Origin of the sequence: Shewanella sp. NKUCC06_TVS (assembly GCF_019345515.1) — a bacterium.
GTDB classification, from domain to species: Bacteria; Pseudomonadota; Gammaproteobacteria; order Enterobacterales; family Shewanellaceae; genus Shewanella; species Shewanella oncorhynchi.
Window position 1 is genome coordinate 148550 of record NZ_JAHKQX010000009.1, and the last position, 26495, is coordinate 175044.

The following is a 26495-nucleotide window of genomic DNA, read 5'->3' on the forward strand; positions in this document are numbered from 1 at the left end:
CACAGTGAAATATTTGCTGACGTATTTTAAGGGAATGGCCATGGGCGCTGCTGATGTTGTGCCTGGCGTTTCGGGCGGCACCATAGCGTTTATTACCGGTATTCTCGATACTTTGCTCGATAGTGTAAAACGCATTAATCCTTCCCTTTGGGGCGTAATCAAGTCGCAGGGCATAAAAGGGGCATTTGCCCATATTAATGGTGGCTTTTTAGTGAGTCTGCTGGCGGGGATCCTGACCAGTATTTTTACCTTTGCGAAGCTGATTTCTTGGTTATTGGCGGTACATCCCATCCCGATCTGGTCGTTCTTTTTTGGGCTTATTCTTATCTCTGTCGTGCATATGCTTAAGCAAGTGAGTGGTTTCACTGTGGCACGTTTAGGGTTATTTGCTCTTGGTGTGCTGGCTGCATGGGCGATTACTGTACTGAATCCGGTCGCGGTAGAAGCCAGTTACATGAATATCTTTTTCGGCGGCGCGATTGCGATTTGCGCTATGGTATTGCCGGGAATTTCAGGCAGTTTCATCTTATTATTGTTAGGGTTATATCCTGTGGTCCTCGCTGCCGCTAAAAATATTCAGCTGGATATTTTGGCCTGTTTTGCTGCTGGTGCCGTGATGGGATTACTGACGTTCAGCCATTTATTGTCGGCGCTGCTGCGTAAATACCATGATGCCACTATCGTGTTTCTAACCGGATTAATGTTAGGTACCTTAGGTAAAATTTGGCCATGGAAAGAAATCTTAACTTGGCGGACCAACTCCCACGGCGAACAAGTACCTTTGCTAGAGCAAAATATTTCCCCGCTTAATTTTGAGCAAGTAACGGGTCAGCCCTCACAACTGATGTTAGCCATTGTGTGTATGTTAGCGGCGATTGCACTGGTTTGGGGGTTAGAGAAAGTGGGCAAAAGAGATTAGCCCTTTGTTACCTCAACATCATATTCAATAAAAGCAGCGAGATACGCTGCTTTTATTTTTTTGCTCATATGCTCATCTTACTTGAATCAGGTCAGCTTTCGACTTTAGGGCAATGTCATTTTAGCCCTGTTTTGGTTACAATCACAGTTCACATTTAGCGTACTCAGTCGACGTTATGTTCCAGTTTAAACTCAGTGAGAGTTTGCAGTTACGATAAGGATATACTTGTGGATAAAAAACAGGTCTCGTGGGGCGGTGTAGCGCTGGCGATTTTTGCCTTGGGTCATGTGGTTAACTTACTCATAGATAAACAAGATTCTGATATATCGCCCGAATTAAAACAGCAAATTTCTGACACGATATTGGCTCACAGATCACCATCCGCCGCGAATAATTCATTAACGTCCATTCCGAGCAATCTTGAGGTGGCCGACGATTCTACCAAAATCCCTATGCCTGCCCAGTTAGCCCAAGTGAGTCAAATCTACAGTAATCTCAGTGCATTTGCGGCACTCAAGCAAGACGGTACTGTGGTGGCATGGGGCGATGCTGAATGTGGTGGCGATATCAATAATGCCGCAGAGCCTCTGGTTAATGTAAAAGAGTTATACGCGGCGGAGAATACCTGTGGTTTTGCGGCCTTAACCCGTGATGACAAACTTATCCCTTGGGGGATGGGGATGAAGCAAGTGCTGACAGGCGTTCGTTCTTTTGTGTTGGCAGAAGGGCTTTATGCGGCCATCAAACAAGATGGTAGCGTAGTCAGTTGGTCTAATCTGGATTCAACACCAGCCGAACTGCTCTCGGGTCAATATGCTGCGCCTGCGATGACCAATATTGATTTTGTGTTGATTAATAAAGGTGCCTTTGCTGCCTTAAAGCTGGGGGGAGCAGTAGTGACTTGGGGCGATGCCGCTTATGGTGGCGATAGTCGCCACGTGGCCTCTGAGCTTAACCATGTCGATCTGCTCTATGCCAACAATAATGCTTTTACCGCGAGGACTGCGACGGGAAAATTAGTGTCTTGGGGCGGGGTCAGCGATGATCAAAAAGGCCACGAACAACTGGCAAAACTCAGCCAATTAGCGCCTGCCGTGAAAGTTGTCAACACGGATCATGGGTTTGCGGCGCTGCTGGCGGATGGCAGCGTATATACCTGGGGTGAGGGCGAATTGACTGAGTATCACGTCGCGTTTCCAGCGCGTTTATCTACTACAAAACGCGCCAATAAAGTGATTGATATTTATGCAAATCGTGGCGCATTTGCCGCCTTAACCATCAGTCGTCAACTGCACGTATGGGGCAGTAAATTCAATGGTGCCGATACATCAGTCCTACAGGATAAGTTGCAAAAAGTGTACAAGGTTTATCCCTTTGAGGAGGGTTTTGTCGCGTTACGCAGGGATAATACGGCCATTGCTTGGGAAGGTTGGGACTTGGTAGACAAGCAACCACGCTATCAAGAAGTCACTCAGGTGAGCAAAGTGGTGACTTATGAGCGGGAGTTTGCCTTTTTAAAACAGGATGGCACTGTGGTTGATGGCCACTCTGGACCCAAAACTGAAATCACCCAAGCAACGGATATTTTCCCGACAGGCTTAGGGTTTACGGTTAAACGCCAAGATGGTTCGATTGCGGTGTGGATGGGAGGCGAGGCTGCGTTAACATTAGATAAACAAGCCGTTGATTTGAGCCAAATGCGCGACATTCGTAGTAATTTGCTCGATGCCATTGCTTTAATGGCCGATGGCACAGTGCAGGCATGGAATATGATGGGCTTTAGCGGACGAGCTGCGCAATAACAAGCGCAATCACAAGTGCAAAAATAATAAAACGAAAGGGCTAAGGTTATTTACACCTTAGCCCTTTCTATTTAGGCGAGTTTTTTCTCGCTTTAAGCTTGATTGGCTTTGATTTCCCGCAGATAGCGATAAATCGAATGCACTGAAATCCCCAATCGAGTGGCCGCGACTTGGGCACTGTCCTTGAGTTCGAAAATCCCTAACTCATGCAATTGATTGACGATTTCGCGACTCTTTTGTGAAGGTGAAATCGCGGGATTCGCGCGAACCTCATGGTTCACACTGTCGATAGTGCTATGGAGCGCTTCATCGATATTGCGGGCAAACACCTCGGGCGAGCTGGTCAGTTCGCTGCCAAGGAGTTGCTCTGGCATCATAGTGCGCAGTACTGATTGCAGTGGTGCATCCATGTCGCTGTTAATACACAGTAACCCTATGGGTTGATTTTTACTGTTACGGATCACCGTCGTAATTGATCTTAGCGTCTTACCATTGGCACATTTAGTCAGGTAAGAGTTGGAAATATCCTGACCGGTTTTGAGCTTGAGCAAGGCAAGGTTGGTTATTGGAGCTCCGACTTCACGGCCTGTGACATGGCCATTGGCAATTTTGACCACAGACGGATGTTTCGCATCTAGGCTGTGCAATACCACTTCTGTGTGTTGACCATACATGGCAGCGATGCCATCGACGATATTTTCGATGGATTTCAGAATATCCAGATCACTTTGCGTTAAATCTTGCAGTTTCACAATTTCAACCTTTAGTTATTAACCCGCCAATATTCAGCGGGTTAAAATCATCATGCCGACATAATATCGATAATAGTGACATCTGTGGATGACATGCCATTGAGGATCATTTTGCCAATGTTTTTAATGGTTTTCTCTACATCGGTAGCAATAATACCTTGGCCTGAGACATTGTGACTACTGAGCGCCATCAAAAATGAGCGCACGGCCGCACTGGATGAAGTGCTAACCTTCATGGCGCAGGACGCTTTAGCGCCGTCACACACCATGCCAGAGCTGTCGCTGATCACGTTTTGAATCGCGAAACAGGATTGTTCGAACGAGCCACCAGCTAAATACACCATGGCCATAGAAGCTGCTGCGCTGGTGACTGTATTGCCACAAAATGCCGACAGTGGTGGGTAATGGGACTTGATATAAATCGCCCCTAGATGGCTCATAATCAAGGCGCGGGCGAGTTTCTCTTCCGAAACCTTATAGCATTGTGCCGTCAATACCACAGGGATAGTTGCCGCTATGCCTTGATTACCACTACCAAGATTGCTCATGGCGGGCAAGTTCGCCCCGCCCATGCGAGCATCGGATGCTGCAGCAGTTAACATGACGATTTTATTCAGTAAGTCTTCACCGATAATGCCGGCGGCTATGCCGCTTTTCATGGTGCGGCCGACTTCAAGCCCATAGGGATTCGCCATGCCTTCATCGGATAATTTGCCGTTTAGCTCAGAGGCTTCGAGGATGAATTTGATCTCTTCGAAGGGGACTTCTTGGGCGAAGCGATAAATGGACTCGATAGTGATATCCACGCCTTCACAGATGGAACCAGTGGCTTTAGCTTGCGTGCTATCGACACTAAAGACGGATTCGCCGTTGAGGCACTTTTCGGCAATAAGCGTATGGCCACCACAGATTTTTACTAAGGCTTCGCGGTCGCCTTTTTTAGCGATGACACAACAATAGATAAATTCTGCTGTTTCGGTGCGCTCGACCGTCACCTTGCCCGCATCGATAAGGGCCTGTGCTCTGGCGACTTGTTCTGGCGTGATCACGGCCAATACTTCTAAGCCCGCATCAGGATTACCCGCAATGGCGCCTGCTGCAGCGGCAATTGCCAGACCGATTTTGCCAGTGCCAGGTACAAACACGCCCATAGAGTTTTTATAAAGATTGTCAGACACTTGTACTGCTATTGAATCGGGTTCAACACCCAGCAAGGCGCGGGCGACGGCGGCGGCGTAAGCGGCGGCGATGGGCTCTGTGCAGCCTAATGCGGGCTTAACCACTTGTTTAATGATTTGAATATACTGCTGCCATTGGGGTTTCATGAGCTTACAACCTTATGTTAATGCTTAGATTTTAACGTGTGCTATCGCTTCAACTTCTACTTTAACGCCCAGCGGAAGGTCCTTCACTGCAAAACAGCTACGAGCTGGGCAGTCGGTTTTAAAATAGGTTTTATACACTTCGTTAAAGGCGGCAAAGTCACTGATCTCTGCAAGATAACAAGTGGTTTTAAGAATCGTTTCTAAGCTGCCACCACCCGCTTCGAGCACGTATTTGAGATTCTCTAATGATTGAATCGATTGCTCAGTAATTCCACCGTCAACTACGCTGCCTTTCTTTTTACAAACAGGGAGTTGGCCAGAGGTAAAAATGAGGTTGCCATAGGCTGTGCCATGGGAATAAGGGCCAATGGCCGCGGGAGCACGTTCTGCGTGAATAATGGTTTTCATTGTCTCTCCAACTTGCAAATAAAATTGAATGCCTAGGTCGGCGTATGTGCAACATTATTTGTATTTTTATGTTTTATTGCAATTATTTTTTAATGAATTTCATTTGTCACTGCAGTTTGTGCGCTATTTATCTCGTTTTCAGTCAAGTTGTGAGCTTTAACTCTTTGTTCAACAATAGTTGAGTATTTTGATTGCTGAGTTCGTTTTGTTCAAATATATTTGCACAAAATAATACCAACTAGGTAAAGGTGAAATGATGGATGCAACAATTACTGCTGCACAGTGGAAAGCAGATACCCGCTTCGATAGTACGGATTGGGGCTGGATTATCATGAGTATCGGAATGGCGATTGGCGCGGGGATCGTATTCTTGCCTGTGCAGGTCGGTTTGATGGGGTTATGGGTTTTCTTACTGTCTGGCATTATTGGCTATCCTGCCATGTATATGTTCCAACGGTTGTTTATCAATACCTTAGCAGAATCTCCAGAATGTAAGGATTACCCGAGTGTGATTTCGGGTTACTTAGGTAAAAACTGGGGTATGTTGTTGGGTGGTTTGTATTTCATCATGCTGGTCATTTGGGTGTTCGTTTATTCAACGGCCATTACAAACGACAGTGCTTCATTTTTGCAAAGTTTTGGGGTCACTAAAGCGTTATTGTCAGAAAATCCTTTCTATGGTTTAGCCTTGATCTGCGGTCTTGTTGCTTTAGCCTCCCGCGGTGAGAATCTTTTGTTTAAGATCTCTACTTTTATGGTACTGACTAAGTTGGGCGTTGTCGCCGTGCTAGGGTTATTGATGGTGGATAAATGGGATATCAATAATATCGGCGCTATCCCAGCCACGGGAGATTGGTTAAAAGATGCGGTCGTTATGCTGCCCTTTACGCTAACATCGATTCTGTTTATTCAAAGTTTAAGCCCTATGGTGATTTCATACCGTTCGCGGGAAAAATCCCTTGCGGTAGCGCGCTTTAAAGCGATGCGCGCAATGAATATTGCCTTTGGAGTCTTGTTTGTCGTGGTGTTTTTCTATGCAGTGTCATTCACGCTGGCAATGGGTCATGATCAAGCCGTGCGTGCATCGGAAGAAAATATCTCGGCTCTTGCTATGGTTGCCCAAGGTATGCAGGGACAAACACTGAAATTGCTGAGTTTAACCTTGAATATTTTTGCGGTGATGACGGCTTACTTTGGCGTATATCTTGGTTTTAGGGAAGCTTGCCAAGGTTTGACCATGAACATGCTGCGCCGTTATATGCCTGAAGATCGTATCAACAAAAAGCTTGTGGGTTACGGCATTATGATTTTTACCATTCTATTATCTTGGGGCGCGATTGTGTTGAATGCGCCAGTGCTGAGCTTTACGTCGATTTGTAGTCCAATTTTTGGTTTAGTCGGTTGTTTGATCCCCGCTTATTTAGTGTACCAAGTACCTGCATTACATAAGTACAAGGGCGTGTCGCTGTATATCATTATTATCACAGGCTTATTGCTGTGCGTATCCCCCTTCTTAGCGTTTAGTTAACACGGATAAAGTGGTACAAAAGATAAGCTTTAAGGAATTAAAAACCGGTATTAAGTGTAAACTCAATACCGGTTTTCTATGTTGAGCAATCATTTCGATAATGCTCTATGGTCAAAGTTTGAATTGAGATGTGGCGTTTTTCAGTTCATCGGCAAAATCGACTAATCCCTCAGAAACATTGCGAACCTGCGACAGAATTTGCAATGTCTGTTCAAATGAAGCATTCATATTGACGACGTTATCGACCACTTGAGAAGCAACCGAGGCTTGCTCTTCCGTTGCCGAGGCAATGTGAGTATTCATACTATTGATACTGACAATCTGCTGTTGAATTGATTTCAGTGCACTCCCTGTATTTTGAGCATTGGTTTCATTTTCCGATGACTTCGACATCGCCACATTCATGGTATTGACCGAGGAAATGGCCGCCGTTTTAAGGTTTTGTAACACATGGCGAATTTCAGTGGTTGCATCGGCTGTTTTAGAGGCAAGGGCGCGGACCTCATCAGCGACTACGGCAAAGCCTCGTCCTTGCTCACCCGCGCGGGCGGCTTCGATGGCGGCATTAAGTGCCAACAGGTTGGTTTGCTCGGCAATAGAGGTAATCACATTTAAGATAGAAGTGACATTTTCAGTATCTCTAGCGAGCTCGTTGATCGAGTTAGAAGCCGCCTGAATTCCTGTATTTAATTGCTGTGAAATATCGATTGTGCGCTGAACGACTGTCATACCTTGCATCGCTTCTTTCTCCGCGACCTGTGCTGCACTGGCGGCTTGGCGGGCATTTTGCGAGATTTCGATGACAGAGTGACGCATGTCTTCCATTGAGACTTGTACTGCGCTGGCATCATGGCTTTGCCGCTGGGTGGCATGCGTCGCATCTTCCATGCGCTGTTTGAGTGAGCGCGAGCTATCAAGTAAGGGATCGGTAACATTCACCACCCTTCGAATAGAATCTCCGAGCAAGCGAAGAAATCGATTGAAGTTACTTGATACTTGGCCGAGTTCATCGCTACCAGATACTTTGAGCTGATGACTAAGATCGCCTTTTCCATCGGCCAGCTCACTCAGTGACTGGGCGACATTACGCGCAGATGAGCTGATAGCGCGTGCTATGGCAATAGTGACAATCAACATCACGATCAGCAAAGCGATGCCGATGGAGAGGGTGAGCCACAAACTTTGCGCAGATCTGTCGCCAGCTTCTTTTATCGATTGTTTAAATTCGAGTACTTTGCTTTGTTTGTAATCTTGTATTTCATTAAGTACAGCTTCATAGGCTTGGGATTTTTCTTGGCTGATCTGGCCAATGTTTGCCATATCAATCGTACCCGCCAACATGCCTTTAGCCAGCTTAATCGTCATGTCGTTATAGCGGGTTAATTTAGCGGATAGATTGCTGAGTTTATTGGCTTGTGAGGGATCGACACTATCTAATTGTTGTAGGTTTTTACGTAAAGATTCATACATAGTACCTGCATTTGTTAACAGGTCTTCGTCGGCAAAAGAAACCGATTGAGTGTAAAGTTCATCGAGTCGTTGGATAAAAAACACGTTTTGATTGGCGAGTTCAACTCTTTGGTAAACTTGCTGCTCCATATAATTAAGTGTGGTGCGATTTTTATTTATGGAGATGACACTAATGCTTAAGTTTAAAGCGAAAATGATGACAGCTAAAATAAATATCGCGATAACTTTTTTAAAAATAGAAATATCATTAAAGAAATTCATCCCTTGCCCCCAAGTTGTGCCGAGCTTGAGCTCGGCACTCCAATCTAAAACTCGGCAATAACTTTTACCGAATCATTGGCCTCACTACTATCAATATAGCCAATAATATTGGGGTTCGATGCAACTAATTTTATCATCTCCGCCCCACTAGTGACTTCCTTGGGTGGCGTTCCTTTGCCTGTAAATACTTTTTGTGACCAATATGACTTAAGTTGGCTGGATGACTTGCCCAGCACTTTAGTATCAAAGGTTTCCCTTAAGGGCATAGCACTGTCAAGATTGACTGGCACGGCCTGCGCTCCACCAGGAAAGGTCTTTGTTTTCCCTAGAAAAATATTTTCAATAACCTTTTGGTCGACAGTGTCTGCATTACTGGGATGAACGATGACAACCATACCAGCAAATAGTGGCATTGAGACTAAGCTGAGTAGGATTAAGCAAAGTAACTTATTCATTTCTCTCTCCTAAAATACTAAGTCAATGCCAAGACTGATGGATTTCGAATCCCCTGCGACTTTCATACCTGGGCCACCGTCATCTTTAACGTGATCATACTGAATTTTAAAGGCCGCCGAAGGATGGAAATCCCAACGTATACCTGCAGAACTTGTATGGTGAACTTCACCGCCTTCACCATCATTGAAGTCCGAATAGGAAATGTAAGGCATCACTGAATCGATACGATAGCCGAACGAGAGAAGATAAGTATCTAGATTACTCCCATCGAGATCTAAGCGGTTAAGCTCAGATAAAAAAAGGAAATTCTCATAATCTATATTAACGGATAGGCCATAAAACTTACCCGTACGTTGGTTGCTACCATTCCATTCCTGCTGAATACCACCAATATAACGTTCGTTAGTGTATTGCATATGCGTGAGGCGAATATCTAACCAATCTTTATTGAATTGAACAACAATACCGCCTATATCCTTCCATACTTCTCGGGTATTTTCGAGGAAGAAAAAATCAGATAAAAGCTTATTAGGTTCGCTATCTTCGCTACCGTAATAAACTTGTCCAGACATAGTCCAGTCGCCAATTAAATAGTTATATAAGGCGCTGACACCTGTGTAGTTAAATATTTGCCATGTGTAATTATCTGCGGGTGGACGTATCCAAGGATAAGCATATCCAACATCAAAAAAGTCACTGTAATAGTAGAGCGGTAAGCGTTTTTTACCTCCTTGTACTGTCCAATGATCATTGATCTCATAGGACAGATAAGCCCATTCAAAACTTGCCGAAAAGTCATCAGCCCCGCGGGAAACAACCTGTGCCGTGGCAGATAAACCTTCGAGTAAATCCGCTGAGAATTGAATACCAAATAAGGTATCGGGTTTGAAACTAATATCTTCATCATAGGCGCCAACGAGTGGATAGTCGGCGAGAAAGGTGGGGCCTAAATCAAACTCTGCAACGCCCGAACCTTCGAGAACTTGACCAGCAACAACTGAGGCAAAACCTGAAATGTTGACTTCTGCATAAGCGGTGGAGCTGAGCAAAAGTGAGCAAAGACCTAATGAAAGCTTATGTTTCATAAAAAAGCCCTTTAAGTGAGTATATTCGTTTTTAAGCCTAGAACAGGTACAAACATACGCAAACTTTTATTAAACATTTTTGCAACATGGTGGTTTTGCTCTCATTTTGAAAGATAAGTTTGATATTTTATGAGTAAAAAGCGTTAGGTAATTCGAGCTAACTTAAGTCAAAACTGTAAGTTCAATATTCTAAATTTGGAATGATTACTCAGCCATACCATTAAACTGTTCAGGTGAGACTGTGTTCTCCCTGAAAATTGTTTCGAAAATTCGCCAAAGAATATTATTGATTTTGCTAAATGAGAGACTCAAAGCTTGAGTGAAAAGTGGTGAGATAATTATTTTTATTAACAATATTAGCCAAAGCTAAATATGGTTGTTATTTAGCCTTTAGATTATAAAAATAACGCAATTGATACTTTTTTATTAAACTAAAATTGGGCTTTTTACATAAAAATGCTCTAAATCTATCATTGATTATGCTTGTTAAGTCAACGTCGATATTTATTCCATTTTCATGTGTATGCCAACGCTGTAGCATATTTTACTGAGTCTTTTTCTCCGATGTAGTGGTTTTATACTGTATGGTTAGCAGCTTGATTGCTGCACAGTGCTATAGCACCTATAATCTTGCTCTCTTATGTTGAGTTTCTCTTCTTCCTAAACATGATCCAATAAAAGGAATGTCATAATGCAAAGACGCAATTTTTTAAAAAGTGCGGCTATTTTGTCGACTGCGGGTTTTATCACGCCAGTACTGGCATCTTCCTCTAAATCGAGTGTCGTTGAACATGGCTCAAGCGATGGACGCCGCCGTTTTACCTTAATCAATACTTACCATCTTATTGCCCCAGAAGGGTCTGAGGGTGTGGTTAAGTTGTGGATCCCTTTGCCCGAAGACACGCAATTCCAATTGGTGAGTCAGCTGAATTTTACGGGTAGTTTTAAAGACGCCTATATCAGCTCAAACAACAGTTATGGCGCCAAAACCCTGTTTGCGACTTGGCCCGATGCCAAAGCGAACATGACAATAACGGTTGAGCTTGATATTGAAACGATAGATTGGGAACCCGTTAAAAGCGGTGCCTTAACCCATTACCGCACCCCAGAGCAGATACATTATCCTGCAGATGTTGAACGTTATTTGCTGCCGACTAAACACATGCCGCTTAATGGTATTGTGAAGCAAACAGCAGATAAGATCGTTGGTAGCGAGACTGAACCACTGAAGCAAGCACGACTGATTTATCTTTGGGTTAGCGCTAATATGTTTCGCGATAATAGCGTGATTGGCTGTGGTACGGGTGATGTAGCAAGTATCCTCGAAAGTGGCAAGTTAGGCGGTAAGTGTACTGATATTAACTCAGTATTTGTGGCGCTAATGCGCGCAGTGGGGATCCCTGCCCGTGAGATGTTTGGGATTCGCTTAGGTCAGGCGATCAAGATGGGCGAATACTCTAAAAAGGCCTTTGGTAGTGCCGATGACAAAGGGGTTGCCGATGTCAGTGGTGGTCAACATTGTCGCGCTATGTTCTATTTAGCGGGTTATGGTTGGTTGCCAGCCGATCCTGCTGATGTGACAAAAATGCGTTTGACGGAGAAAAAGGAACACAACGATCCCGCAGTTCAGGCCGTGAATGATTACCTCTTTGGCAATTGGGAAATGAACTGGGTTGGCTTTAACTATGGCCGTGACTTTGATTTATTCCCTACAGCCGAACAGACACCCCTGAATAACTTTGGCTACCCTTATGCCGAAGTTGATGGCGATCCCGTGAACTATTATGAGCCTAAAGTGTTTGCCTATGACTACCAGTCAACCGAACAACGCTAAGGGCCTCTTAGCGACTATGGCCGCCGCAGTGCTTGCTGCGGTTGCTTCAAGCCTATGCTGTATTGCACCGCTTATTTATCTGGTGTTCGGGGTGTCGGCCGCAAGTCTATCGGGGATTGAGCAACTTAGCTGGCTGCAAGTACCCATGTTGATACTGTCGTCTGGGCTGATTCTGATGGGATTTTGGCGGCTCTATTTTGCTAAAAAGCCACTGTGTACCGCGACGTTGAGTCGTACTCAGATGCTGTGGCTGTACTGGTTAACTGTACCTGTTGTGCTGGCATTTCAGTCATATCCTTTTGTATTACCTTGGTTATTAGAGGTGCTTGAATGAAGTTAGTGTTATTTCTCGCCTTAAGTCTGTGTTCAGCGTCGAGCTGGGCGGCAAACGTGCTTGTCACCTTAGATGTTAAGGGCATGACTTGTCCGCTGTGTGTCACTGTCGTGAATAAAGCGCTGCGTAAAACCGATGGGGTGATTAAGGCTAAGGCTTCGTTAAAAACTGAGCAAGCCTTAGTGACAGTGCCAGAGGATTTTAATCTAGATAGTTTGCTTAAGGCTGTCGACGAAACTGGGTATAAGGGCAGTATTAATAAGGTAGAAAAACAATCCTAAGCGTTGGTGTCTTTAGTAACAGATTGAGCGACATTATAAAATATCAGTCTAGTTTTAAATGATTAGACTGATATTTCACCGAGAAAATACACTCTGTATCCCACTTGTTACTTCCTTCACTGCCAAATTTTTCCTTTGCGGGTCATTTCTTCGTTAGCTGTAATACACCTCGGGCTCGATACGACGTTGCCGCTCTTCATTTTTCTCCGATGATTCCTTAATCAGATCCAATTTTTGCGCTTGCAGTAATTCTAGTTGCTTGGCTTTTTGTTCTTCAGATAGATTTTCATCGGCTGCAACCTTCGCCATTTCTTCATCTATCTTATTAATTTTATCCCTATCGACTCCTGTACGGTTATCTAAAATAGCCTGCATGGCTTTGTCCAACCTGTTGATGCTTTTGTCTGGTTCAGGCGTGCCTGCAATGGCTTGCAGATTACCCGTGTAGCCTTGTTTAGCGTTAGGGGCCAGATGGCTATAGGTATCGGCAGTCGTTACCGATGCTGCAGAGGAGAGCGTTACAGTATCTTGGCTTATTGATGATGTTAGATTCGTCGCCGTCATTGAATTTGCACGAGTTCCTAGGCCATTTGTGCTCGGCTCGACTTGCTTGAGTGGCACATTGGCATAACTTTTCGCAAAGGTATTGGTATAACTATTAGGGTTAATTGTGCTCATATCCGACTCCTTTATATATGAATCTGTCCCTTGGCCACCAGCGGTTTAAAATGTTGAGCGGTTAACTAATGGGTGTTGCTGGACGTTTCAATATTATCTGATGACAACTTTGCAATTTGAATTAGCAAGTTATAGGCCAAGTTAGGTTTATTTGTGGTTGATTTATCAGGAGTCACTGTTAAACGATACTTTTAAAAAATATTTATACAAAAACTTGATCCTTGTACAACTATGGTCCGTAATTAAAGGCATAGTGATACAAGGAGTCTACTTATGTACAAGTTTAACCCGCAGCGAATTCAGATTGGGATCAGCGCTTGTCTATTGGGGGAGAAGGTTCGTTTTGATGGCGGACATAAAAATTCGACCTATTGTAATCAAGAGATTAAGCAATTTTTCGATTATGTGCCTATCTGTCCAGAAATAGCGATTGGCTTAGGTGCGCCCCGTAAAAGTATCCGACTAGTCCGTGATGGGGAAACCATCTTAGTTCAGAGTGGTGACGGTAGCTTAGATGTGACCGATAAGCTCAATGAATACAGCGAAAACAAGGTTGAAGAGCTCGATTTCCTCGGAGGATACTTACTTTGCGCTAAGTCGCCAACCTGCGGCATGGAGCGGGTAACAGAGTATAAAATTGGCACTAACAATGGTTCTAAGTCTGGCATTGGTGTATTTGCTCGCAAGTTGATGGAACGGTATCCACTATTGCCCGTGGAAGAAGAAGGCCGCTTGCATGACATGGTGCTGCGGGAGAACTTTTTCACCCGCGTTTATGCCTATCACGATTGGCACCTGATGAAACATGAAGGGCTGACTAAGCATAAGTTAGTGAAGTTTCATTCCCGCTATAAATACCTATTAATGGCACACAGCCCGACATGGTATCGCGAGCTTGGGCCGATAGTGGCCAATATTGAGGATCTTGAGCAAAGCGCGACCCGCTACTTTGAAGGCTTTATGACGGCGCTGAAAATTAATGCGACCCGTAAAAATCATACCAGTACGCTGCAGCATATTCAGGGTTACTTTAAAAAGCATTTGAGCAAAGAGCAAAAGATAGAACTGTCTGAAGCGATTATGAAATATCGCCAAGGTCTATTGCCGTTATTAGTACCTATCACGCTCATTAACCATTATTTACGCGAATTTCCAACACCTTATATTGAAGAGCAAGTGTACTTAAACCCTCATCCTGAGGCGTTAAAGCTGCGCTATGCCTATTAACGTTTATCTAATCGCATTCAGTTGATTTTAGCTTTTGATTTAGTGAGTTATTACTGAAATATGAAACAAACTATAGAGAACACGGCCCACACAGAACCCAATGGTGAGATATTACTCCCCATCGGTGAAGTGTCGGCCTTAACGGGCGTGAATGCCGTGACCTTAAGGGCATGGCAGCGCCGTTTTGGTTTAGTGATCCCTGCACGTACACCCAAGGGACACAGATTATATACGAGCGAAAATATCCAAGAAATCCATGAGATTAATGCATGGCTAGCTAAAGGTGTTGCGATCAGTAAGGTTAAACCTTTGCTGATGAGTGCTGCTAAATCTTCATTTACAGAAATAGTTCAAACTCAAGCCATTGATTTATGGTGCGAGCAAGTCACTGCGCTCAATACGGCATTATTCGATTTCAATCAGCACAAATTACAGCAGATATTAGATGATGCATTTGGCTTATATCCTTTCCAATTGGTGAAAGAAAAGTTGCTACAACCTTGGCTTAATCAACTCGAGGACTTAGTGAATGAGCGGCTTGATGCCGAGTTAATTATTGCTTGGTTAAAGAGCGAGTTACTTAACCGAGTGGGTGGACGTCATGCCTTTAATGGACAGGCCGTGACGGCGAGAATCGCTGTGGTGAGTCTATCCCGTGGGGTACATACCTCGCTTAATTCCACCCGCACTAACATTTTGTTTTCTCTACTTCTATCGCTCGAGTTAGCGTCGCTGCGGGTATCGGTTATTGATCTTGGCGAGCAAGCCATGGGCAGTTTACCTTTGCTGCGAGGCAGGCTTAACGTCGATGCACTTTTGCTTATTCCCGACTCAAATCATTCGGGTTCTGAACAGACTGAAATGCTGACTGTATTGGAACAAATGACTTTCCCATGCTGGTTTATGGGTCCTTTTGCGCCAACGTTAAGCTCTTTATCTGCTTTTTTGGCGTCTTCGACGACGGACTTGATTGGAAAAATGTCATCTCGTTTAGCGGGGAAGGTGAATAGAAGCCTTAAGTACAGTGGAAAGATGAATACCGTGAATCAAAGCGAGCAGATAAATAGCGAGAAAAACAATGACATTAGCTAACGATTCAATGCCAATAGATTCAATTCCAATAAAAGTGCAGGGCAATAATGCGCTGATGTGGTTTCGCCAAGATTTACGCCTTGCCGATAATCAGGCATTAACCGCCGCTTGCGATTGGGCGCGGGAGAATGGCGTGGCACTTAAGGCCATTTACATTGCTACGCCAGCTCAGTGGCAGCGCCATGACGTTGCGCCCATTCAGTTGGATTTTATCGAACGTCATATCAATTTACTTGCCCAAGGACTGGCGAGTCTTGGTATTGGATTCGAGTTAATTCAGTTAGATACCTTTGCTGATGTACCTGAGTTTATCGGTCACTATTGCCAGCAACTGGGGATTGGTCGAGTGTTTGCTGGTCGCGAGCCTGAGATTAACGAGCAACAGCGCGACCAAGCCTGTATTCAATCGGGGATTCCTCTGGTGTTAACCGATGAGCATTGTTTGCTTAAGCCGGGCACTGTGCTGAATTTGTCCGGCGACATGTACAAGGTTTTCACTCCTTTTAGCCGTAAGTGGCGAGAAATTGCCGCCCGCTATGCCATTTTGCCGCTTCCTGTTCCGGCGCCACTTGGACCTGTGTTGGCCGAGCCAAAGCCGCTTTTGTTTAACAATGTCACTAAAGTGTCGAGTGAACTTTGGGCTGCGGGAGAAGGGCAGGCAAAGCGTTTGCTCTCGGCATTTATTCAGCAGAAAGTGCAGGATTATAAGCAAGATAGGGATTTCCCCGCCATTGATGGTACTAGCTCAATTTCACCTTATCTTGCCATTGGTGTGGTGAGCCCAAGACAATGCGTTGCCGCGCTGCTGCATCAATTCCCTGAGGTGATTGTCGACGACACTAGCCCTGCTCGTACTTGGTTAAATGAGCTTACTTGGCGTGAGTTTTACCGTCACTTGCTGGTGGCATTTCCCGGTTTATCTAAGAATCACAATTTCAATCGTCAAGCCGACCATGTGCAGTGGCGCAATAACCCGCAGGAGTTTGCTGCTTGGTGTGAAGGTCGTACTGGCTATCCGATTGTGGATGCGGCTATGCGCCAACTCAATCAAACGGGTTGGATGCACAATCGGCTGCGTATGGTGGTGGCGAGTTTCCTGACTAAACATCTGCTGATTGACTGGCGCTGGGGCGAGCGCTATTTCTGCCAAAAACTGATTGATGGTGACTTAGCCGCGAATAATGGCGGCTGGCAGTGGTCTGCGGGTTGTGGCTGCGATGCTCAGCCTTATTTCCGTATTTTTAATCCTATAAGCCAGAGTGAAAAGTTTGATCCAGATGGCAGCTTTATCCGTAAGTATTTACCAGAGCTCGCATCTTGGGGAATTAAGCAATTACATCAACCCAGTACAGCGCAGACACCGTCCTTGTTTGAACAGCCGTTATTCAACACTAAAACGGCTTATCCAAGTGCGATTGTCGAGCACAGTGCAGCAAGAGCAAGGGCATTAACAGTATTAAGCGTATTGAAAAAGGCCACGGCCCAATAAATAGGATCAGGAGCAATAACAAGATGATAAACCAAGCGACGACTGAGACTAATACGCTTGTTGATGATTTTATTCAGCTTTATCAAGCTTTGAATAAAGATAACTTGCATCTGTTAGGTCGGGTTTACGACGACAGTATTAGTTTTACCGATCCTATGCATCAAATCACAGGGCTAGCGTCGTTAACTCAGTACTTCGCGAAGTTATATAAGAATGTTAAGCATATTCAGTTTGAGATTAAAGAAGTGCAGCAGGATGCGAACCAAGCCGCGCTGTTTTGGCAGATGGAATATAGCCACCCTAAGTTGAATAAAGGCGGACTTATCCGTGTTGATGGCATGAGCCAACTTAAATTCAACGACAAGATTTATTTTCACAGGGATTACTTCGACTTAGGGCAAATGTTGTATGAGCATTTGCCTTGTATGGGCGGCCTTATCCGCTTACTCAAAGACAGGGCGGCAAAGTAATGGACGCTGTTAAGCCGATGAAAATAAATACAGTGCTGATTACAGGTGCAAGCTCAGGCATTGGATTGCAACTGGCGCAAGACTATTTAGCTTTAGGTTGGTACGTCATTGCCTGTGGCCGCTCGCTGCAAAGGTTAGAGGCGTTAGCCTTGAATGAACTCGTCGGTGCTACGTTGTTAATCTTCGATATATCCCAGCGCGACCAAGTTCAACAAGCTGGCCAAAATGTAGCTGAGCTATTGGCGAAAACAGATTCTCAGCTCGATTTGGTCATTTTGAATGCGGGCAGTTGTGAATATATTGATGATGCTAAGGCTTTCGATGATGTGTTGTTCGAGCGCGTTATCCATACCAATCTAATTGCAATGGGATATTGCCTCGGGGCATTTTTACCTTTAATGCCAAGGGGTTCACGTATTGGCTTAATGAGTTCTAGTGCTATTTATTTACCTTTCCCTCGCGCTGAAGCTTACGGCGCCTCTAAAGCCGGTGTGCAGTATTTAGCCTCGAGTCTCGCGCTCGATCTTGCCAAGAACGACATAGGCGTGAGCTTGATTTGCCCGGGTTTTGTGGCGACACCACTGACCGCAAAAAATGATTTTTCTATGCCAATGCAAGTGAGTGTTCAAACCGCTTCTAAGGCGATACGTAATGGGCTGAAAGGTGGCAAGCGCGAGATCCATTTTCCGCGACGCTTTACTTATCTATTGAAGTTGATGTCGTTTTTACCTGCCTTTGTGTGGCAAAAAATGATTGCAAACGATACTCAAGCCAAGCCGCTAAAGGACAAGAGTTTATGAAAAATATCGCCATCGTCGGCACCGGCATTTCTGGATTAACCTGCGGCCATCTATTAAGCGAGTCGCACAGGGTTACAGTGTTTGAGGCCAATGACTATATCGGCGGCCACACGGCGACAGTCGATGTGGAGCATCAAGGGCAAACCTACGCTATAGACACAGGTTTCATCGTGTTTAATGACAGAACCTATCCACGATTTGAACGTTTATTAGCTCGCCTTAATGTCACCATATTACCGACGGAGATGAGTTTTAGCGTGCACAATGCTCTGACTGGGCTTGAATACAACGGCCACAATTTAGGCAGTTTGTTTGCCCAAAAGCGTAACCTCCTGAATCCACGCTTTTGGGCCTTTTTAAAAGAAATTTTGCGCTTCAATAAAGGCTGTAAGGCACTCTATCAACAGGATATTTATCCCGAAGGTAACTTAGGTGATTATTTAGACAATGAACACTTCTCACCATTTTTCGCTGAGCATTACATTTTGCCCATGGGCGCGGCGATTTGGTCTTCGAGCATAGAAGATATGCGTTCGTTTTCGTTGAAGTTTTTTATTCGTTTCTTTCAGCACCATGGCTTATTAAATGTCAGTGATAGACCCCAGTGGTATGTGCTAAAGGGGGGCTCGCGTAGCTATATTCCTGATCTTATTGCGCCCTTTAAAGACAATATCCGCCTTAACTCACCCGTGACAGGTATTGAGCGCCATGGCCATGGGGTGAAGTTACAAGTCCACGGTGAATGGTTGGAATTTGATGAGGTGATTTTAGCCTGTCATAGCGACCAAGCACTGCGGATGTTAAACGATCCCACGCCAACAGAACGCGCCATTTTAGGCGATCTCAGCTACCAGAATAACGATGTGGTGCTGCACATGGATACGCGTATTTTACCGAAGCGAAAAGCCGCTTGGGCGAGTTGGAACTATCGATTAGATGGTAACCTAAAACGTCCAGCGTCAGTGACTTACAACATGAACATACTGCAACAGTTGCCAGCCAATGCGCCGACCTTTTGTGTCACCTTGAATCAGTCAGAGTTGATTGATGAGTCGAAAGTGATACGCCGCTTCAATTATGCCCACCCAGTGTTTAACGAAGCCAGTCTTAAGGCTCAGGGCCGCCGTGAGGAAATATCCGGGCAAAATCATACCCATTTTGCTGGCGCCTATTGGCACAATGGTTTCCATGAAGATGGCGTTCGCAGTGCACTTGATGTGTGTGCCCATTTTGGTGTCAGCCTATGACAGGTCTAAATATGACAGAGCTCAATAGCGGTATTTATTACGGCACTGTATCCCACAGCCGTTTTACGCCGATTAAACATAGCTTTAGTTATGCCATGGCGCTGTTGGCGATTGATTTAGATGAAGTCGATAAGATAAGTGCCATGGGGCGAGTTTTTGCCAGCCAGCGCCGCGCTTTATTGAGATTCAATCCTAAAGACTATTTAACTTCTTTTACGACTACATCCAATGACAGCGGTGAAGTGGCTGTTGTCGATCCGAGCGCCGCTGCACTTAAGAGTCGCGTATTGACTCAAGTGGCAGCGTTAGGCGCAGATAAACTGTGCGATCGAGTTTTGTTTGTGGGTCAGATCCGCCATTTTGGCGTGTATTTTAGCCCAGTAAATTTCTACTTTTGTTATCAAGATCAAACGCCTTTATACATGTTGGCCGAAGTGAGTAACACGCCTTGGGATCAGCGCCATTGCTATTTAGTCGATTTAGCCGCGCCAAAACCTTCTGACAAAGTGTTTCACGTGTCTCCCTTTATGACTCTCGATATGCGTTATCTCTGGCATGTGTCTGCGCCGAGTGAAGACTTAAACATCGGTATTGAAAACAAGTCGATGCAAGAGAATGGCAAAAAACTGTTTAATGCCAATTTAGTGATGAAACGCCAACCGATCACGGCGGCCAATTTACGGACGCTTTTGTTTCGCTTCCCTTTTATGACTCTCAAGATCTTCTTCGGGATTTATTGGCAAGCGCTAAAACTCTTTTTTAAACGTGTGCCCTTTGTGCCGCATCCAGCTCAGATGGAGAAATAACATGGAAAATACGGCTTCGCAAACCTCAGTCACCACAGGGAAACTGCCCGACAGTATTGCGCGTAAAGTCTTGCTTAAGGCGCTGGAAAGTCTCCCACATGGCTGCTTGACCTTGGTTGAGGGCGACAAGAGTTATCGTTTTGGTGAGAGTCATACCGACTTGCACGCTACGCTTGTGGTTAAACACCCGAGTTTTTATCGTCAAATCATGCTTTCAGGCTCCATTGGTGCGGGTGAAGGTTATATTCAAGGCCATTGGACGAGCCCTGATCTCACCAAAGTCGTACAACTGTTTGCCCGTAATTTAGCCTTACTCGATAAGATTGAAGCCAAATTCTCTTGGTTAACTGGCACGATAAACCGTGTGAAGCATGTGCTGAATCGCAATTCTCAAGAGGGCTCAAAGCGGAATATTCTCGCCCACTATGATTTGGGTAATGCTATGTATGAGCAATTCCTCGACCGTGAAATGTTGTATTCGAGCGCGCTTTATCCCCATGAGGAAGCGAGTTTGCAGGAAGCGCAGTTGTTTAAGCTGATGACTATTTGTGAGCGGCTGGATTTACAGCCGGGTCAAACCTTGCTTGAGATTGGTACTGGCTGGGGCGCGCTGGCTATTTATGCGGCTAAGCATTATGGCGTGCACGTGACAACAACAACGATTTCAGATGCGCAATACGCCTATACCAAAGCCCGTGTCGAACGCGAAGGGCTAAGCGATAAAGTGACGCTGCTGACAGAGGACTATCGCAATCTCACTGGGGAATACGACAGGGTTGTTTCTATCGAGATGATTGAAGCTGTGGGGCATGAGTATTTACCAGGCTTCTTTAAAAAGCTGGAAACATTGTTAAAACCCAATGGGCGCATGCTGCTACAGGCGATAACGATTGCCGATCAACGTTACGACAGTTATCGCAAAAGTGTGGATTTTATTCAGCGTTATATTTTCCCCGGTGGCTGCTTACCCTCAGTGAGCCAAATGGTCGGTCACATTGCCAAACAGACGGACATGGTGGTCTGGTCGCTCAATGATATGGGGCTCGATTACGCTAAAACCTTAAAACATTGGCATGAGAATTTTGATCATGCGATAGGCGAAATCCAAGCTTTAGGTTATGGCGATGATTTTATTCGGATGTGGAAATTTTACCTAAGTTATTGTGAAGGTGGATTTTTAGAACGTACCACAAGCACAGTGCATTTAGTGGCTGTGCGTCCGGACTATCGCATTGCTAGCCATCATCTCCCAAGCCATAGCCCTAATGCGACGTAATTTGTTTTGATTAAGCAGTCACTTTAGTGGAAATAACCATTTTCGTTGGAATGAGCCGCTTTGTTTACAGCAAGATAAAAGTGAGGCAAAGATGAAGTCCATGTTAGCTAACTCTCGGGTTCCTTTTAAACATCAGGGCTTTATTCTCTATAACGCCTTGAGTTTTCAGGCTGTATGGTGGTCTAGTGTACTTTGGCTTAACACCTCTCTGTTGTTAACTATCCCTTTGTTATTATTTCACTTTATCCTGCTAGCTTCCTTAAGTAAGCCCGGGTATCGCAAAGTTGATTTGCTATTGATGCTAAAGGTTGCAGCCTTAGGAATAGGCGTAGATACAGTACTCTCTGTTTTAGGGGTGTTTGAGTTTGCTCTTTTCCCTTGGTGGCTTGGTTGCCTGTGGCTGCATTTTGCTTTGACTCTGAATCATAGTTTGGCCTTTATGCGACCTTTACCGCTGATATTTCAGGCGTTACTCGGGGGCGTATTTGGTGGGTTAAGCTATTTGGCTGGCACACAATTTAATGCCGTGAGTTTGCCCTATGGCAATGTTATTTCTGCTGTGGTGTTATTTTTGGTTTGGCTAGTCTTGCTGCCATTTTTAATCCAACTTGCTAATCCCTATGGATTTAATCGAAGCACTAAAGCGCGTTCTTTTACTGTGTTTGGGCGTTAATTATTGAGTTGTAGGAATTGATCGCGGTTAAGTCATTATGCCGTTTTTAGTTAAGTACCTGTTGTAAGACATTATGCAGTAAAAGGGGGATCCCATGTCGTCAGTTCGTAATCGTAGCCCAAATCTTGGTTTTTCATTTTTGAATTCAAGCTGCTTAAGTCTATTGGCCCTCAGTTTATTGGCCGCACCTTTAAAAGCGTTAGAGGCGAAAACGCCTGATTTTGAAAACATTACTATCGAACTGAATGATGCCACCGATGTGACGCAGACTTTTCAGGAAGTGGGCCGCGGAGAAATGGATTGGCTGTGGTTTAGTTTGTATAAGGCCAGACTGATGACGGTAAATGGCCGTTATCAACAGGGGCAATATCCTCTGCTGTTAGATATTGAATATTATCGAGATATTGAGTCAGAGGATTTGCTCGAAGCGACAAAAGATCAATGGAAGCATCTAGCGTTTGCCGAAAATGATATCCAACGTTGGTTGGGTTTATTAAATGCGACTTGGCCCGATGTGAAGCAGGGCGACCATTTAAGTTTTAAGGTGATAGATGGACAAACGAGTCAGTTTTTCTTTAATCATCAACCACTCGACATTATCCATGATGCTAATTTTGCTGAGGCATTTTTAGCGATTTGGTTATCGAAAGCCACTAGTCGTCCGAGTTTGCGGGCGCAATTACTCGGAGAAAAACCATGCGATTGTTGAAACGGCTTGTCGGCCGAAAGTTATTTTTAGGTTTAATAATGATAGGGCTGTTGTCGAGTTGTTCATCGGTGGAAGTGACTGATTATAAAGACACTCATCCGACATTGGTTTTGGAGTCATTTTTTAATGGACCATTAAAAGCCTCTGGGGTCGTACAAGATTTTAGTGGCAAAGTAATCCGCAAATTCAATGTCATTATGGAAGCCAGTTGGCAGGGAAGTGAGGGGGTCATTAATGAATGGTTTGTGTATGATGATGGTGAAACTCAAACGCGTGTATGGCGCATTAAGGCACTAGGGGAAGGGCGATACTCAGGAACTGCAGGTGACATTATCGGGACTGCCGATGGCCAATCTAGCGGCAGTGCGCTACGTTGGAAATACGATATGTTATTGCCTGTGGATGGTGAGGAATATCAAGTTCATTTCGACGATTGGATGTTCTTAGTGAATGATAATACCATTATAAATCAGAGCGATATTATTAAGTTTGGCATCACAGTTGCTAAAGTCACTTTAGTTATTCAAAAATAGTCTCAGCAATTTTTAGTTAAGTTGGCTTACCCCAGTTTGTCTTGGATTAACTCTGTTGATTAAGGCTTAAATGTTGATTAAGGCTTAAATGTTGATTAAGACTTAAATGTTGATTAAGACTTAAATTGGCTTAAACAGTATAGCTTGGCTAATAACCCCCTTTTTTCTGCATTAAAGTGTTGAAGTCAAACCAAAGTTGCAGCTAGGCATTTTTGCTAGTGGCATAAGTGATATATGGGGGTAAGGTTATTGCAACCCATTGTTTAAATTTAATTAATCTGAGCTTAAGTCTAAGTCTAAGTCTAAGTCTAAGTCTAAGTCTAAGTCTAAATCTAAGTCTAAGTCTAAATAGATAGGGGGTAGTCGATGAATAAACACGTTGTTTTATGGGGAGTATTTTTTAGTCTGTCGTTAACTGCTTGTTCATCTTTTGACTTTAAGTTTGAGGATCATTCTGAGAAACAAGTCGATCCTCATCAACCCGCAAGCGATCCTATGGTGCAAGATAATGAACGTCGTATTCGAGATGCGAGAAAAGACGGCCAGTTAGAATCCGATTTTCTAAAACCTAGGTATCCAGTTAAGTTTAAATAAGAAAATGCCTTAGGAACTCACTTCAACCTCAATACTTAACTATCAATAGCAAGTATTAAGGTTGCAAGGAGAGAGGCGAAGAGCTAACCCGCTTGACGACTGTTATCTATCGATTTTTTGTCATAATATTCAAACGGAAACAGATTACGAATCCTTTGCTTTACATTGTCACTCACGTTGGCAGAAATATGTAAGCGTACATCTCCTGTTTTTTCAGCCCTAACAGTACAAGTCAGTTTTTCGGTTTTAGCGATTTGGCGGCATTCCCGTTCGAATCGTTCGGGGATCTTGCCCTTATGCTGAGTCATACGGCCATCTTTAAAATGCATTTCAAAAATAGTCAGACCTTTCTTGCCACCAAATATCAGTTTGTAAACGAGAAATATACCAATAGCGACAAAAATGAGTTTGAAAATATCGGCTGTCATAACGCCTCCTATCTTATGTTTATAGAACCAAGATACTCCCGAGTTAGTTGTTTTAACAGTGCGCTAACGCGCAATTTTGAATTGGCAATAAAATGATTCCAGCCTAGACTTAACTGGCTAAGGAAAAGTAACCCCTCAGTTAAGGAAAACGCCATGTACTTATCAAATGCAGATCGTTGGTCATTATTGTGTAAGAAGCAAATTGATGTTATCGAAAAACTTGCTACACATTTCCCCGAGAGAAAAGCACATCTAAGTGAGCTCACTCAAGGGTGGCGCCATGTTCAACATCAAGTTCAAGCAGGTGATAGGCCTATGCCACTCGAGCTCATCAAATAAGCACGATTGAGTCATTTGGAACTAGATAGTTTGTATAAGAACGCAAAGCCACTCAATAATGAGTGGCTTCGTTGTTTATATGGTGCCGGCACCAAGAGTCGAACTCGGGACCTACTGGAATTATCGAGAGTAAGTCAGTTGCGCTTTGTACTGAACACTTCAAATTTCAGATACAAAAAAGCCACTCACTGAGTGGCTTCATTGTTTATATGGTGCCGGCACCAAGAGTCGAACTCGGGACCTACTGATTACAAGTCAGTTGCTCTACCAACTGAGCTATGCCGGCGTAAAGCACAGTAATAAACCCAATCGAATTCATTACCTTAAAATTGGTGCCCGAACCCGGAATCGAACCAGGGACACGAGGATTTTCAATCCTCTGCTCTACCGACTGAGCTATTCGGGCAACTAAACTAAGCGTTAGTTAACTACTTTGAACTAAGTCGTGAAGACCTTGTTCGTTCGAAGTGCGCGTATAATATAGTGCTCGCTTTAGCTGTGCAAGCCCTTTTTAAGTGACTGATTAACTATTAAACAATATGCGCTTATTTATTTGATTCTTTCGTTTTACCCTTATTTTACCGCTGAAAGTTTCAGCGCTTTAACGCTAGTAGGTGTTCATTTGGGCTGTTTATCCTAGCTTCCTCATTCATTTATCTTCTATTTTGGAGAGAAAAATTAAGGTTTAAGCTCATCTGCTGCAAGCAAGGGGCTGTGGGGCGCAGTGGGTATTGTTAAGCTTTGATGGCTGGCTGATATTTATGGGGTGTAACTAAGCGGAGCAACTAAGAGTAAGCGAGTGGCTTGTTTATTGATATGGTGCTGGTATCAAGAGTCAAACACGAGGCCAACTGTTCTGTTGTTATCGAGGGTAAATCAGTTGCGGTTTATTACTGACATCTTGTGTTTTTATTCAAATTTCAGTTACAAAAAGCTACTCATTGAGTGGCTTCATTGTTTTATATGGTGCCGGCACCAAGAGTCGAACTCGGAACCTACTGGTATTATCAAGAGTAAGTCAGTTGCGATTGACCACAGACTTTGTTGGTTATTATTCAAATTTCAGTTACAAAAAGCTACTCATTGAGTGGCTTCATTGTTTTATATGGTGCCGGCACTAAGAGTCGAACTCGGAACCTACTGGTATTATCAAGAGTAAGTCAGTTGCGATTGACCACAGACTTTGTGAGTTATTATTCAAGTTTCAGATACAAAAAAACCACTCATTGAGTGGTTTCATTGTTTTATATGGTGCCGGCACCAAGAGTCGAACTCGGGACCTACTGATTACAAGTCAGTTGCTCTACCAACTGAGCTATGCCGGCTTAAATCTTTACTGCTAATTTTTACTACAGAATAATGGTGCCCGAACCCGGAATCGAACCAGGGACACGAGGATTTTCAATCCTCTGCTCTACCGACTGAGCTATTCGGGCAACTAAACTAAGCGTTAGTTAACTACTTTGAACTCGTTGGCTAAGCCGTATCGTTCGAAGTGCGGCTATATTAGCTAGGGTGTTTGACCTCTGCAAGTGCTTTTTCCGGATAAATCACTCGTTCGGCTGTTTAATGCACATCTTGGGTGTTTTTTATCTCTTATTTTGCGAATTCAGCTCAATTTCATTCGTTGGCTGTATTTTTCAAGTCAGAGGGATACTGATGTTTACTATAGCTTTGTG

At 44.2% G+C, this 26495-nt stretch carries 27 protein-coding genes and 4 tRNA genes; 19 read left to right on the top strand and 12 right to left on the bottom strand.

Annotated features, from left to right (window positions below):
* Positions 1-4: 4 nt before the first annotated feature.
* Positions 5-919: a DUF368 domain-containing protein gene (locus KO531_RS11965; protein ID WP_028761321.1), complete on the top strand. Its 915-nt coding sequence runs from the start codon at positions 5-7 to the stop codon at positions 917-919.
* A gap of 227 nt (positions 920-1146) precedes the next feature.
* Positions 1147-2721 (top strand): hypothetical protein, encoded by a 1575-nt coding sequence (locus tag KO531_RS11970; RefSeq protein WP_131523621.1) that lies wholly within the window; start codon positions 1147-1149, stop codon positions 2719-2721.
* Between the two features lie 92 nt (positions 2722-2813).
* On the opposite strand, the gene KO531_RS11975 is transcribed toward KO531_RS11970, so the two are convergent.
* The 3 genes from KO531_RS11975 to KO531_RS11985 are packed head-to-tail and all read right to left on the bottom strand — an operon-like array spanning position 2814 to position 5206.
* Entirely contained in the window at positions 2814-3473 is a 660-nt protein-coding gene (locus tag KO531_RS11975) for a PAS domain-containing protein (RefSeq protein WP_113939392.1), read from the bottom strand.
* Between the two features lie 50 nt (positions 3474-3523).
* Positions 3524-4798: an L-serine ammonia-lyase, iron-sulfur-dependent, subunit alpha gene (locus KO531_RS11980; RefSeq protein WP_219251277.1), complete on the bottom strand. Its 1275-nt coding sequence runs from the start codon at positions 4796-4798 to the stop codon at positions 3524-3526.
* Between the two features lie 24 nt (positions 4799-4822).
* Positions 4823-5206, bottom strand: coding sequence for a RidA family protein (locus KO531_RS11985; protein ID WP_173243577.1), 384 nt, complete (start codon positions 5204-5206; stop codon positions 4823-4825).
* 256 nt (positions 5207-5462) lie between these two features.
* On the opposite strand from KO531_RS11985, the gene KO531_RS11990 reads away from it, so the two are divergent.
* Positions 5463-6734: an amino acid permease gene (locus tag KO531_RS11990; RefSeq protein WP_028761316.1), complete on the top strand. Its 1272-nt coding sequence runs from the start codon at positions 5463-5465 to the stop codon at positions 6732-6734.
* A 111-nt stretch (positions 6735-6845) separates the two neighbouring features.
* Here the strand turns inward: KO531_RS11990 and KO531_RS11995 are convergent, their stop codons facing one another.
* Genes KO531_RS11995 through KO531_RS12005 form a run of 3 tightly spaced genes read right to left on the bottom strand, consistent with a single transcriptional unit; the run spans position 6846 to position 10006 of the window.
* Positions 6846-8465, bottom strand: a complete 1620-nt coding sequence (locus KO531_RS11995) for a methyl-accepting chemotaxis protein (RefSeq protein WP_168823013.1) — start codon at positions 8463-8465, stop codon at positions 6846-6848.
* Between the two features lie 44 nt (positions 8466-8509).
* Positions 8510-8920 carry a phosphate ABC transporter substrate-binding protein gene (locus KO531_RS12000; protein ID WP_219251278.1) on the bottom strand — a complete coding sequence of 137 codons (411 nt, stop codon included), beginning with the start codon at positions 8918-8920 and terminating at the stop codon, positions 8510-8512.
* Positions 8921-8929: 9 nt separating this feature from the next.
* Positions 8930-10006: a porin gene (locus tag KO531_RS12005; RefSeq protein WP_219251279.1), complete on the bottom strand. Its 1077-nt coding sequence runs from the start codon at positions 10004-10006 to the stop codon at positions 8930-8932.
* A gap of 691 nt (positions 10007-10697) precedes the next feature.
* Here KO531_RS12005 and KO531_RS12010 point away from each other — a divergent pair.
* Genes KO531_RS12010 through KO531_RS12020 form a run of 3 tightly spaced genes read left to right on the top strand, consistent with a single transcriptional unit; the run spans position 10698 to position 12455 of the window.
* Complete coding sequence (locus KO531_RS12010; RefSeq protein WP_131523632.1) at positions 10698-11840, top strand: transglutaminase domain-containing protein; 1143 nt, start codon at positions 10698-10700, stop codon at positions 11838-11840.
* Positions 11841-11856: 16 nt separating this feature from the next.
* Positions 11857-12174, top strand: a complete 318-nt coding sequence (locus KO531_RS12015) for a hypothetical protein (protein WP_346345247.1) — start codon at positions 11857-11859, stop codon at positions 12172-12174.
* Positions 12171-12455, top strand: a complete 285-nt coding sequence (locus KO531_RS12020; RefSeq protein ID WP_028761311.1) for a heavy-metal-associated domain-containing protein — start codon at positions 12171-12173, stop codon at positions 12453-12455. The genes KO531_RS12015 and KO531_RS12020 overlap by 4 nt, the downstream gene beginning before the upstream one ends.
* 153 nt (positions 12456-12608) lie before the next feature.
* On the opposite strand, the gene KO531_RS12025 is transcribed toward KO531_RS12020, so the two are convergent.
* A complete protein-coding gene (locus KO531_RS12025) occupies positions 12609-13133 on the bottom strand; it encodes a hypothetical protein (protein WP_131523634.1) in 525 nt (174 codons plus the stop codon).
* A gap of 273 nt (positions 13134-13406) precedes the next feature.
* On the opposite strand from KO531_RS12025, the gene KO531_RS12030 reads away from it, so the two are divergent.
* The 12 genes from KO531_RS12030 (at position 13407) to KO531_RS12085 (ending at position 24049) form a co-directional block, all read left to right on the top strand.
* Positions 13407-14360 carry a DUF523 and DUF1722 domain-containing protein gene (locus KO531_RS12030; RefSeq protein ID WP_198573745.1) on the top strand — a complete coding sequence of 318 codons (954 nt, stop codon included), beginning with the start codon at positions 13407-13409 and terminating at the stop codon, positions 14358-14360.
* Between the two features lie 60 nt (positions 14361-14420).
* Positions 14421-15452, top strand: coding sequence for a MerR family transcriptional regulator (locus KO531_RS12035; RefSeq protein WP_198573744.1), 1032 nt, complete (start codon positions 14421-14423; stop codon positions 15450-15452).
* Positions 15439-16941, top strand: coding sequence for a deoxyribodipyrimidine photo-lyase (phrB, locus tag KO531_RS12040; protein ID WP_219251281.1), 1503 nt, complete (start codon positions 15439-15441; stop codon positions 16939-16941). Before KO531_RS12035 ends, phrB begins: the two co-directional genes overlap by 14 nt.
* A gap of 23 nt (positions 16942-16964) precedes the next feature.
* A complete protein-coding gene (locus tag KO531_RS12045) occupies positions 16965-17411 on the top strand; it encodes a nuclear transport factor 2 family protein (RefSeq protein WP_219251282.1) in 447 nt (148 codons plus the stop codon).
* Positions 17411-18211 carry an SDR family NAD(P)-dependent oxidoreductase gene (locus KO531_RS12050; protein WP_219251283.1) on the top strand — a complete coding sequence of 267 codons (801 nt, stop codon included), beginning with the start codon at positions 17411-17413 and terminating at the stop codon, positions 18209-18211. The genes KO531_RS12045 and KO531_RS12050 overlap by 1 nt, the downstream gene beginning before the upstream one ends.
* The gene (locus KO531_RS12055) at positions 18208-19458 is read left to right on the top strand and encodes an FAD-dependent oxidoreductase (RefSeq protein ID WP_219251284.1); all 1251 of its coding nucleotides are present in this window, start codon (positions 18208-18210) and stop codon (positions 19456-19458) included. The genes KO531_RS12050 and KO531_RS12055 overlap by 4 nt, the downstream gene beginning before the upstream one ends.
* 11 nt (positions 19459-19469) lie before the next feature.
* Positions 19470-20264 (top strand): DUF1365 domain-containing protein, encoded by a 795-nt coding sequence (locus KO531_RS12060; RefSeq protein ID WP_105253080.1) that lies wholly within the window; start codon positions 19470-19472, stop codon positions 20262-20264.
* 1 nt (position 20265) lies between these two features.
* Positions 20266-21540, top strand: a complete 1275-nt coding sequence (locus KO531_RS12065) for a cyclopropane-fatty-acyl-phospholipid synthase family protein (protein ID WP_131523642.1) — start codon at positions 20266-20268, stop codon at positions 21538-21540.
* 91 nt (positions 21541-21631) lie between these two features.
* Entirely contained in the window at positions 21632-22213 is a 582-nt protein-coding gene (locus KO531_RS12070) for a DUF2878 domain-containing protein (protein WP_219251285.1), read from the top strand.
* 94 nt (positions 22214-22307) lie between these two features.
* Positions 22308-22922: a chalcone isomerase family protein gene (locus KO531_RS12075; protein WP_219251286.1), complete on the top strand. Its 615-nt coding sequence runs from the start codon at positions 22308-22310 to the stop codon at positions 22920-22922.
* Complete coding sequence (locus tag KO531_RS12080; protein ID WP_105251860.1) at positions 22910-23455, top strand: DUF3833 domain-containing protein; 546 nt, start codon at positions 22910-22912, stop codon at positions 23453-23455. Before KO531_RS12075 ends, KO531_RS12080 begins: the two co-directional genes overlap by 13 nt.
* 366 nt (positions 23456-23821) lie before the next feature.
* On the top strand, positions 23822-24049 hold the full coding sequence (locus KO531_RS12085) for a hypothetical protein (protein ID WP_131523646.1): 228 nt from the start codon (positions 23822-23824) through the stop codon (positions 24047-24049).
* Between the two features lie 83 nt (positions 24050-24132).
* Here KO531_RS12085 and KO531_RS12090 read toward each other — a convergent pair whose 3' ends face one another.
* Positions 24133-24477, bottom strand: coding sequence for a DUF3634 family protein (locus KO531_RS12090; RefSeq protein ID WP_219251287.1), 345 nt, complete (start codon positions 24475-24477; stop codon positions 24133-24135).
* A gap of 153 nt (positions 24478-24630) precedes the next feature.
* Here KO531_RS12090 and KO531_RS12095 point away from each other — a divergent pair, with 153 nt between their 5' ends.
* Entirely contained in the window at positions 24631-24816 is a 186-nt protein-coding gene (locus KO531_RS12095) for a hypothetical protein (protein ID WP_105251863.1), read from the top strand.
* A 210-nt stretch (positions 24817-25026) separates the two neighbouring features.
* On the opposite strand, the gene KO531_RS12100 is transcribed toward KO531_RS12095, so the two are convergent.
* The 4 genes from KO531_RS12100 to KO531_RS12115 all read right to left on the bottom strand — a co-directional run bounded on the left by KO531_RS12100 (position 25027) and on the right by KO531_RS12115 (position 26252).
* A tRNA-Thr gene (locus KO531_RS12100) sits at positions 25027-25102 on the bottom strand.
* Positions 25103-25146: 44 nt separating this feature from the next.
* A tRNA-Phe gene (locus KO531_RS12105) sits at positions 25147-25222 on the bottom strand.
* 843 nt (positions 25223-26065) lie between these two features.
* Positions 26066-26141, bottom strand: a tRNA-Thr gene (locus KO531_RS12110).
* A 35-nt stretch (positions 26142-26176) separates the two neighbouring features.
* Positions 26177-26252: transfer RNA gene (locus tag KO531_RS12115), tRNA-Phe, on the bottom strand.
* Positions 26253-26495 lie beyond the last annotated feature (243 nt).

What these genes read in the sequence shown, in the direction of transcription:
- KO531_RS12025 (WP_131523634.1), bottom strand. Translation starts at nt 13,133, where the DNA reads ATGAGCACAATTAACCCTAATAGTTATACCAATACCTTTGCGAAAAGT.
- KO531_RS11985 (WP_173243577.1), bottom strand. Translation starts at nt 5,206, where the DNA reads ATGAAAACCATTATTCACGCAGAACGTGCTCCCGCGGCCATTGGCCCT.
- KO531_RS11990 (WP_028761316.1), top strand. Translation starts at nt 5,463, where the DNA reads ATGGATGCAACAATTACTGCTGCACAGTGGAAAGCAGATACCCGCTTC.
- KO531_RS12045 (WP_219251282.1), top strand. Translation starts at nt 16,965, where the DNA reads ATGATAAACCAAGCGACGACTGAGACTAATACGCTTGTTGATGATTTT.
- KO531_RS12050 (WP_219251283.1), top strand. Translation starts at nt 17,411, where the DNA reads ATGGACGCTGTTAAGCCGATGAAAATAAATACAGTGCTGATTACAGGT.
- KO531_RS12090 (WP_219251287.1), bottom strand. Translation starts at nt 24,477, where the DNA reads ATGACAGCCGATATTTTCAAACTCATTTTTGTCGCTATTGGTATATTT.
- KO531_RS12065 (WP_131523642.1), top strand. Translation starts at nt 20,266, where the DNA reads ATGGAAAATACGGCTTCGCAAACCTCAGTCACCACAGGGAAACTGCCC.
- KO531_RS12075 (WP_219251286.1), top strand. Translation starts at nt 22,308, where the DNA reads ATGTCGTCAGTTCGTAATCGTAGCCCAAATCTTGGTTTTTCATTTTTG.
- KO531_RS12070 (WP_219251285.1), top strand. Translation starts at nt 21,632, where the DNA reads ATGAAGTCCATGTTAGCTAACTCTCGGGTTCCTTTTAAACATCAGGGC.
- KO531_RS11980 (WP_219251277.1), bottom strand. Translation starts at nt 4,798, where the DNA reads ATGAAACCCCAATGGCAGCAGTATATTCAAATCATTAAACAAGTGGTT.
- KO531_RS12005 (WP_219251279.1), bottom strand. Translation starts at nt 10,006, where the DNA reads ATGAAACATAAGCTTTCATTAGGTCTTTGCTCACTTTTGCTCAGCTCC.
- KO531_RS12030 (WP_198573745.1), top strand. Translation starts at nt 13,407, where the DNA reads ATGTACAAGTTTAACCCGCAGCGAATTCAGATTGGGATCAGCGCTTGT.
- KO531_RS12085 (WP_131523646.1), top strand. Translation starts at nt 23,822, where the DNA reads ATGAATAAACACGTTGTTTTATGGGGAGTATTTTTTAGTCTGTCGTTA.
- KO531_RS12000 (WP_219251278.1), bottom strand. Translation starts at nt 8,920, where the DNA reads ATGAATAAGTTACTTTGCTTAATCCTACTCAGCTTAGTCTCAATGCCA.
- KO531_RS12020 (WP_028761311.1), top strand. Translation starts at nt 12,171, where the DNA reads ATGAAGTTAGTGTTATTTCTCGCCTTAAGTCTGTGTTCAGCGTCGAGC.
- KO531_RS12095 (WP_105251863.1), top strand. Translation starts at nt 24,631, where the DNA reads ATGTACTTATCAAATGCAGATCGTTGGTCATTATTGTGTAAGAAGCAA.
- KO531_RS12055 (WP_219251284.1), top strand. Translation starts at nt 18,208, where the DNA reads ATGAAAAATATCGCCATCGTCGGCACCGGCATTTCTGGATTAACCTGC.
- KO531_RS12060 (WP_105253080.1), top strand. Translation starts at nt 19,470, where the DNA reads ATGACAGAGCTCAATAGCGGTATTTATTACGGCACTGTATCCCACAGC.
- KO531_RS12010 (WP_131523632.1), top strand. Translation starts at nt 10,698, where the DNA reads ATGCAAAGACGCAATTTTTTAAAAAGTGCGGCTATTTTGTCGACTGCG.
- KO531_RS12015 (WP_346345247.1), top strand. Translation starts at nt 11,857, where the DNA reads ATGGCCGCCGCAGTGCTTGCTGCGGTTGCTTCAAGCCTATGCTGTATT.
- KO531_RS12080 (WP_105251860.1), top strand. Translation starts at nt 22,910, where the DNA reads ATGCGATTGTTGAAACGGCTTGTCGGCCGAAAGTTATTTTTAGGTTTA.
- KO531_RS11995 (WP_168823013.1), bottom strand. Translation starts at nt 8,465, where the DNA reads ATGAATTTCTTTAATGATATTTCTATTTTTAAAAAAGTTATCGCGATA.
- KO531_RS12035 (WP_198573744.1), top strand. Translation starts at nt 14,421, where the DNA reads ATGAAACAAACTATAGAGAACACGGCCCACACAGAACCCAATGGTGAG.
- phrB (WP_219251281.1), top strand. Translation starts at nt 15,439, where the DNA reads ATGACATTAGCTAACGATTCAATGCCAATAGATTCAATTCCAATAAAA.